This window comes from Kitasatospora sp. NPDC057518 (genome assembly GCF_042802075.1).
GTDB lineage: Bacteria > Actinomycetota > Actinomycetes > Streptomycetales > Streptomycetaceae > Kitasatospora.
In genome coordinates, this window is the sequence record NZ_JBHVEU010000406.1 from 1 (window position 1) to 8,206 (window position 8,206).

The following is an 8,206-nucleotide window of genomic DNA, read 5'->3' on the forward strand; positions in this document are numbered from 1 at the left end:
AAGGAACGGACGCTTCCTTCGGACCGCCTTCCAGCGGACCCTCCGGGCTTCGTTCTTTCGTGTTTCCAGCTTATCAGATGTTTTCCGCTCCGTTTCCGGGGCTTCGTTCATCCAACTCGCCGGTGTCTTCCGGGGTTTGACGCCCTGTCCGACGTTTCAAACTCTAGCCGATCCCCGCTCCGAAAAGCGAATCCGACCGCAACCCAATAAACATGCACACCGAATGCGCACCAGGCCGCGACGCGAAAACGACGAAGCGACCCGGCCTGAACCGGAAAGTGGTGTTTCAGAGGATTGGCCACCCCGGGACCGTCCGCGCGGCTGCGTGTCCGGTGCTCCCTGTCAGGCGACTAGGAGACACTACTCCCACTCCGGGCCCAAGCCAAATGCCCCTGGTCCCGCCGTGGGCCCCGGCCCGCCGGCCCGGCCCCCGGACCCCGTTAAACGGCGGCGTTCATCGTTTGTCTACCGCCTTCCGCCAAGGTCGTGCCACACCGCGCCCCGAGGACCTGGCGGGCGCGAACGCACGAGAGAACCACGAGGCACGGGTACATGAAGACGACGAAGACCCTCCGGCAGATCGCCCTGGCCACCGCCACCACCGCGCTCGCCCTGGCCGGGACCGTGGCGTCGACCGGTACCGCGGAGGCCGCGATCGAGCGGGCCGTCGACCACGTCTCCATCTGGGACGACGAGCCGCTCTACCAGGGCTGGTACATCGAGTCCGGCTCCACCCGGATGATCATGCAGCCCGACGGCAACTTCGTCGTCTACCAGTACGGGACCCAGGTCAAGATGGCCAGCGGCACCGTCGGCTGCGGCTACAAGGCCGTCATGCAGGTCGACGGCAACTTCGTCGTCTACTCCGCCAACGGCGCCGCCTGCTGGTCGTCCGGCACCTACGGCCACCCGCACGCCAAGCTGACCGTCACCGCCAGCGGCACCTCCGGCGTCTACTGGGGCGGCAACGACATCCCGCGCATCCCCCACTCCTCCAACCCCGGCCCCGTCCCCGGCGCAGTCCTCTTCTCCTCCGACCTCTACTGAACCGGCCCCGGTCACCGAGAAGGCCGGGGTCGCCAGGAGAGCCGGCGTTACTGGGCCCGCCCCGGCCCGTCGGCCCGCAGGGCGAGCCACCGCACCAGGTCGGCCACCGACCACTGCGGCCGGGAGGCGAGCCGCTCCGCCGCCGTGCGCAGCAGGACCGGCAGGTGGCCGCAGAGCGCGGCCACCTCGGCCACCGCCTCCGGCTCCCGCCGGACCCGGTCCGCGCCGGCGATCCGGGCCAGCAGTTCGTAGGCGTCGTGCGGCTCCAGCGGTCCCACCGCGAGCCGTACGGCGCCGTCGGGCAGGGTGCCCGGTTCGGCGCCCGCCACCACCCCCGCGCAGCCGGGCACCGACGGCAGCAGTACGCCCGGCTCGGCCACCCCGTCCAGCAGGACCAGCACCCGGCGCCCGGCGAGCAGCCCGCGGTAGCGCGCGCCGAGCTCCTCGACGTCCGCGCCCGCCGCCGGCCGGTCCCCCAGCGCCCGCAGGAAGCCGGCGAGCACCACACCGGCCCCGCCGCCGCCCGCGTACAGCCGGCCGTCCGGGAAGGCGTCCTGGACGGTGTGCGCCACGTGCACCGCCAGCGCCGACGCGCCGCAGCCCGCCGGACCGGACAGCCCCAGGACCGGCGCCCCGGCCGCCCGCAGCACCCGCTCCGCCTCCCGCACCTGTGCCGCCCGCCCGACCAGGTCCGGGATGTCCGGCGGCAGCTGGCTCGGCCTCGGCAGCCGCCGCAGCAGCACCGGGGCCTCGCCGCGCCGGATCTGCCCGGCCAGCTCGACCAGTGCCGGGGCGGGTTCGAGACCGAGCTCCCCGTCCAGCCGCTCACGCAGCGCCTCGTACCCCGCCAGCGCCTCCGCCGTCCGGCCGCAGCGGTGCAGCGCCAGCAGGTGCAGCCGGTGCACCTCCTCGTCCTGGGGGTGCGAGGCGGCCAGCCCGGCCAGCGGCTCCAGCGCCTCGGCGTGCCGGCCGAGCGAGAGGTCCAGGTCGAGCAGGGTCTTCACCGCCGCGAACCGCCCGGCCGCCAGCCGTTCCCGGACCCGCTCGGCGAACGCCCCGGGCACCCCGTCCAGCGCCCGGTGCCCCTCCCAGGCGCCCAGCGCCCGCGCCAGCGACTCGCGCGCCCGCAGGGGATCCTGGTGACGCAGCGCGACGGCCTCCGCCACCTCGGCCTCGTAACGGAAGAGGTCCACCGCCGTGCGCGGCGCCTCCAGCCGGTAGCCGCCCGCCGCCCCGACCAGCAGCCCGGGCTCGCCCAGGGCCCGCCGCAGCCGGTGGACGTGGGTGCCGATCTGCCCGACCGGATCCTTCGGCCAGCGGGTTTCGTCCGCCCCCCACAGGTCCTCGACCAGCCGATCCGTGGACACCAGCTGCCCCGGCGGGACCAGCAGGGCCGCGAGCACGGCCCGCTGCTGCGGTCGGCCGAGGTCGAGCTCACGACCGTCGTGCCGGGCCCGCAGCGGCCCCAGCAGGCTGAAAACGAGCCCCACGGCCCACCCCTCGAAGCCCTCGATCCGGTGCACAACCTGTGCACGATCCGGTGCACAATCTGTGACAGAGCATAGGCCGCCGGGGTATGGGGGCCCACCGTCCGGACGGAACTGGCGGGATCCCGGCGCAGGACGACTTTCGGGGACGGGTAGATGGGTGACATGGGGGGTTCCGGGCTGCGGTTCGGACTGCTGGGACCGCTGCGGGCCTGGTACGGGGAGCTGGAACTGGAGTTGGGCCGGCCGCAGCAGCGGGCCGTGCTCGCCGTGCTGCTGGCCGCCGCCGGGCGCACGGTGTCGGTCCCGGTGCTGGTCGAGGGGGTGTGGGGCGGGGCCGCGCCGGCCGACCCGCGCAAGGCCGTCCAGCTCGCCGTCTCCCGGCTGCGCACCGCGTTCCGGCCGTACGCCGGGGACGACCCGGACCGGATGCCGCTGGTGCGCGTCGGCGACGGCTACGCGTTCAGGGCGCCCGGCAGCGAGGTGGACGCCGCCGCCTGGGAGGCCCTGCTGGCCGAGGCCGAGCGGCTGCGCGAGGCGGGCGCCCCGCCGCGGGAGGTGCGGGAGGTGCTGCGCCGCGCCCACCGGCTCTGGGTCGGCGAGGCGCTGGCCGGACTGCCCGGGCCGCACGCCGAGGCCGTCCGCACCCGTCTCACCGAACAGAGGGTCTCGGCCAAGGAGACGGAACTGGAGCTGGACGCCGACCTCGGCGACCGCACCGACCTCACCGCGGCGATCGCCGCCCTCGCCCTGGAGCACCCCGGCCGCCCCCGGCTCACCACCGTCCTGATGCGCGCCCTCTACCAGGCCGGGCGCAAGGCCGAGGCGCTCGCCGTGTACGAGGACGCCCGCGCCTCGCTCCCGCCCGGCGAGGACGCCCCCGCCGAGCTCCAGCTGCGGATCCTGCGCGAGGACGCCGCCCTGCTGCCCGCCGGCGCCGCCCAGGCCGGGCCCGCCGCCGACGCCCCCGGCGCCGCCGACACCTGGCGGGCGCCCGACCAGCTGCCGTCCGGCCTGCCCGACTTCACCGGCCGCACCGAGGAGGTCGAGGCCCTCACCGACCGCCTCGCCGGCGCCGGCGGACGGGCCGTCGTGGTCTCCGCCCTGGACGGCATGGGCGGCGTCGGCAAGACCACCCTCGCCGTGCACGTGGCCCGCCGGACCCGCGACCGCTTCCCCGACGGGCAGCTCTTCGCCGACCTGCGCGGCGCCGACCGCACCCCGCCCGACCCCGGCACGGTGCTCGCCGGCTTCCTGCGGGACCTCGGCGTCGCCCCCGGCGAGATCCCCCCGGACACCGGGGAGCGCAGCGCGCTCTACCGCTCGGCCCTGGCCGGGCGGCGCGTCCTGGTCGTCCTCGACAACGCGGCCACCCCCGGCCACGTCGAACCCCTGCTGCCCGGCTCGCCCGGCTGCGCCGTCCTCGTCACCAGCCGCCACCGGCTGACCGGCCTCGCCGGAGCCCACCAACTGCGCCTGGACACCCTGCCGCCCGGGCAGGCGCTGGAACTGCTCACCCGGATCGTCGGCGCCGACCGCGTCGCCGCCGAGCCCGGGGCCGCCGAGGAGGTCGTCCGGGCCTGCGGGCTGCTGCCGCTCGCCGTCCGCATCGTCGCCTCCCGGCTCGCCGCCGACCCCGCGCTCACCCTGGCCACCCTCGCCGAGGGCCTGCGCCGGGAGCACCGGCTGGCCGAACTCAGCGACGGCGAACGGACGGTGGAGGCGAGCTTCGCGCTCTCCTACCACCGCCTCGACGTCGAACTGGCCCGCGCCTTCCGGCTGCTCGCCCTGCTCGACGCCCCCGACATCCCGCTGCCCTGCGCCGCCGTCCTGCTCGACCGCACCGAGGCCGAGACCGACGAACTCCTCGAAACCCTCGTCGACCTCAACCTCCTGCAGTCCCCCCGCTTCGGCCGGTACGGCTACCACGACCTGGTCCGCGCCTACGCCCGCGGCCGGCTCGCCGCCGAGGACGGCCCCGCCGAACGCACCGCGGCCACCGGACGGCTGCTCGACTTCTGCCTCGCCACCGCCCGCAACGCCGACGTCGCCGCCCGCAAGCCCGACCCGGTCGAACTCAGCCTGCTCGACGTGCCGGTGCCGCACCCCGGCCGGCCCGTCGCCGACGGCACGGAGGCCGTGCGCTGGATGCGCGAGCAGGCCGAGGTGCACGCCGCCGTCATCGCCCTGAGCTGCGCCGACCCGGCCCTGCCGCTCGACCGCGCCGTCGAACTCGCCGACCGGATGGGCGCGGTGCTCGCCGAACGCACCCAGACCACCGTCATCGCCGACCTCGCCGAACGCCTGGCCGGCGAGGCCGAGGCACGCGGCGACCACGGCCCGCTCGCCCTCGCCCGGTACGTGCGCGGCAGCATGCTCTGGCACGTCAACCGCTACGCCGAGTCCGTGGAGGAGATCCGCCGGGCCGTCGAGGTCTGCACCACCACCGGCACCGACCGGGTGCTCGCCAAGGCCCTGCTCACCCTCGGCGGCAACGCCCGCGTGCACGGCCGCTACGCCGAGGCCGCCGAACACGCCGGCCGGGCCGCCGGGCTGTTCCACCGCCTGGGGGCCGGACGCTCCGAGGGCAGCGCGCTCGGCGAGTTCGCCTTCAGCTGCGCCCAGACCGGCCGGCTCGACGAGGCCCGGGAGGCCGCCGAGCGCAGCGCCCGTCTGATGCGCGACTCGGGGCCGGTCTCCGCCGCGATCGGCCGCTACTACCTCGCCCGGGTGCTGCGGCTGTGCGGCGACCCGGAGGCGGCGCTCGACCACGCGGTCGGCGCCCGCGACGAGTTCACCGCCCTCCAGGTCACCGTCTTCGCCGCCGCGTCCGGCGACCTCGCCGCCCGCATCCACGCCGAGGCCGGCCGCTGGCTGCTCGCCGTCGACGCGGCCGAGGCGGTCCTCCCGCTCGCCCGGCGCACCAGCCCCGCCCTGGAGGGCGCCCTGCTGCGCACCCTCGGCACCGCGCTCACCGGCCTCGGCCGCCCGAGCCAGGCCCGGGCCTGTCTGACGGACTCCCTGGAGGTGTACGAGCGGCTGGGGCTCACCGAGGAATCGGCGCAGGTCAGGGCCCTTCTGGCGCGGTAGACATGGCATCAACGGCGGCACCGGCCACGCGTGTTGACCGGCCGTCTACCGCCGTGCAGGAACGTCTCTCTCGTCAGGCCCCGGGCCGCAGCGGATGCGGCCCGGGGCGACACCACAGACGAGAGGCGCCACCATGCCCACGCTCCCGCAGCACGGCCAGACCTGGACGATCAAGTCCGCCAACGGAACCGTCGCCGACGTCCGTTCCAGCCAGACCGCCGCCGGCACCGCCGTCCAGTCCTGGGGCTCCAACGGCACCACCGCCCAGGGCTGGACCTTCTGGGCCAAGGAGAACGGCAGCTTCCTCCTGGAGACCCAGCTCACCACCGGCAAGCACGTCGGCGGCCAGGCCATGGTCATGGACTTCAACTACTCCACCGGCCAGGCCTGGCTGTACAACGAGCACAACCAGCCCAACCAGCACTGGTGCTTCGAGCCCCTCGACAACGACTGGGTCCGCATCCGCACCACCCGCACCAACGAGGGCATGCTCTACCTCACCGCGGCCGCCCCCGGCTCGCCGCTCACCCTCTCCAGGCAGGACGACGGCAACCCGGCGCAGCGCTGGCAGCTCGTCCCGGCCGGGGGCATCAGCAGCGGCGGCGGCCAGCAGCAGCCCCAGCCGCAGCCCCAGCCCGGCGGTGGCGGCGGCGGTGACTTCCGCTCCGAGATGCTGAACGCCGTCAACGCCGAGCGCGGCCGGGTCGGCGCCCCGCCGGTGCGCCTGGACGACCGCCTCAGCGCGGCCGCCCAGCGCCACGCCAACGACATGGCCTCGCACGACCTCACCCAGCACAACGGCACCGACGGCAGCTCCCCCTGGGACCGCATCGCGGCCGCCGGCTTCGTCTCCCGCTCCTCCGCCGAGAACGTCACCCCGAGCAACAGCGTGCCGGAGGCGATGCAGATGTGGATGAACAGCCCGGGCCACCGGGTGAACATCCTCAACCCCGACTACAACTACATCGGCATCGGCTACGCGCCCCGCCAGCGCGGCAACTGGGGCCGCTACGTGCAGACCTTCGGCAAGGCCTGAGACCCCGACCGGCACCCTTCCAAGAACAAGGAGTCCACACCCATGTCCTCGAACGCGGCGGACCTGATCCGCATCGCCCGAGACGAGGTCGGCTACCACGAGGGTCGCAGCGGCGGGCACTGGAACAACATCCAGAAGTTCTCCCCCGCCGTCGCCGGCCTGGAGTGGTCCCAGGGCGAGGCCTGGTGCGCCACCTTCGTCTCCTGGTGCGCCGAGCAGTCCGGCAACGCCGGGCGCTTCCCGGTGACCGCCTCCTGCGCGGAGGGCGTCGCCTGGTTCAAGGAGCGCGACCGCTTCACCGAGTACCCGGTGATCGGCGGCCAGGTCTTCTTCGGGCCCGGCGGCGGCAGCCACACCGGCATCTGCATCGCCTACACCAGTTCCACCATCACCACCGTCGAGGGCAACACCAACGACGGCGGCAGCGCCGAGGGCGACGGCGTCTACCTCAAGACCCGTGAGCGCCGCTCGGACTGGGTCTACGGCTACGGCATCCCGGACTTCGCCGAAGGCGCGGTCCTCGCCGACCCGGAGTGGAAGGACCGGCCCGGGGCGCTCTACTTCGGGCAGGAGGCCTCCGCGGAGGACAGCCCCGACGGCGGGGCCCCGTCCGGCGGAGCCGCTCCGGCGGGCGGCGGCGGTGACGGCGGCGACGGCTACGAGCCCTTCCCCGGCGCCGACTTCTTCCACGACGGCCAGAACAGCGACGTCATCACCCGGATGGGCGAGCGCCTCGTCGCCGAGGGCTGCTCCGCCTACGCCGAGGGCCCCGGCCCCGAGTGGTCCGACGCGGACCGCGAGTCCTTCCGCAACTGGCAGCACAAGCTCGGCGACTCGGGCGCGGACGCCGACGGCGTCCCCGGCCCCAAGCAGTGGGCCGCGCTCGCGGTCCCGCGCGGCTGAGCCGGCCCGCCCACCACACCAGAAGGAGAGACCCGATGAGAACCACCACCCGTACCCGCAGGCTCCTCGCCTCGCTCGGGGCCGTCACTGCCGTCGCGGGGGCGGTCGTGGCCGGCGCGCCGGCGGCGCAGGCGGCACAGGCCGGCGCCTGCGACCTGTCGCCGTCCGTGGGAGCCTTCGCGGCCGTGAACAACGGCTCCGGCGCCGGCGCGCTCGACCTCTTCCACAACGTCGAGGCCAACGGTCAGCCGATCATCGTCTGGCCGGCCAACCAGTCGCCCGCGCAGACCTGGTCGTTCTGGAAGTACTGCGACGGCACCACGGCGATCGCGCACGGGCAGGGCAAGGTGATCGACCTCGACACCGGTTCGGGCGCCGTCCACCTCTGGGACACCCCCGGCGGACTGGACGGCCTCAACCGGCCGGCCGGCGACTGGATGCCCGCCAACCAGAAGTGGCGGCTGACCGACGAGGACCACGGCTGGTACCTGGTCCGCAACGCGGCCACCGGGCAGTGCCTCACCTCCAACGGCGGCGGCCAGGCCACCGGGGTGGCCTCCTGCGACCCCGCCGCCCCGGCCCAGCGCTGGCTGCTCGGCTGACGAACCACCGGGCCCGGTCCGCTCTCCAGGCCGAGCGGACC

6 protein-coding genes are annotated in these 8,206 nt (G+C 75.0%); 5 read left to right on the plus strand and 1 reads right to left on the minus strand.

Features of this window, described 5'->3' with window-relative positions; translation table 11 throughout:
* Positions 1-552 precede the first annotated feature (552 nt).
* A complete protein-coding gene (locus tag ACFU7Z_RS31265; protein ID WP_049661190.1) occupies positions 553-1,047 on the plus strand; it encodes a hypothetical protein in 495 nt (164 codons plus the stop codon).
* A gap of 47 nt (positions 1,048-1,094) precedes the next feature.
* Here the strand turns inward: ACFU7Z_RS31265 and ACFU7Z_RS31270 are convergent, their stop codons facing one another.
* Entirely contained in the window at positions 1,095-2,537 is a 1,443-nt protein-coding gene (locus tag ACFU7Z_RS31270) for a BTAD domain-containing putative transcriptional regulator (protein ID WP_380781178.1), read from the minus strand.
* A 153-nt stretch (positions 2,538-2,690) separates the two neighbouring features.
* Here ACFU7Z_RS31270 and ACFU7Z_RS31275 point away from each other — a divergent pair, with 153 nt between their 5' ends.
* The 4 genes from ACFU7Z_RS31275 to ACFU7Z_RS31290 all read left to right on the plus strand — a co-directional run bounded on the left by ACFU7Z_RS31275 (position 2,691) and on the right by ACFU7Z_RS31290 (position 8,165).
* Entirely contained in the window at positions 2,691-5,624 is a 2,934-nt protein-coding gene (locus ACFU7Z_RS31275; RefSeq protein WP_380781181.1) for a BTAD domain-containing putative transcriptional regulator, read from the plus strand.
* 133 nt (positions 5,625-5,757) lie between these two features.
* Positions 5,758-6,660: a CAP domain-containing protein gene (locus tag ACFU7Z_RS31280; RefSeq protein ID WP_380781183.1), complete on the plus strand. Its 903-nt coding sequence runs from the start codon at positions 5,758-5,760 to the stop codon at positions 6,658-6,660.
* Between the two features lie 42 nt (positions 6,661-6,702).
* Positions 6,703-7,563, plus strand: coding sequence for a peptidoglycan-binding protein (locus ACFU7Z_RS31285; protein ID WP_375876361.1), 861 nt, complete (start codon positions 6,703-6,705; stop codon positions 7,561-7,563).
* Between the two features lie 35 nt (positions 7,564-7,598).
* Positions 7,599-8,165, plus strand: a complete 567-nt coding sequence (locus ACFU7Z_RS31290; RefSeq protein WP_074005532.1) for an RICIN domain-containing protein — start codon at positions 7,599-7,601, stop codon at positions 8,163-8,165.
* Positions 8,166-8,206 lie beyond the last annotated feature (41 nt).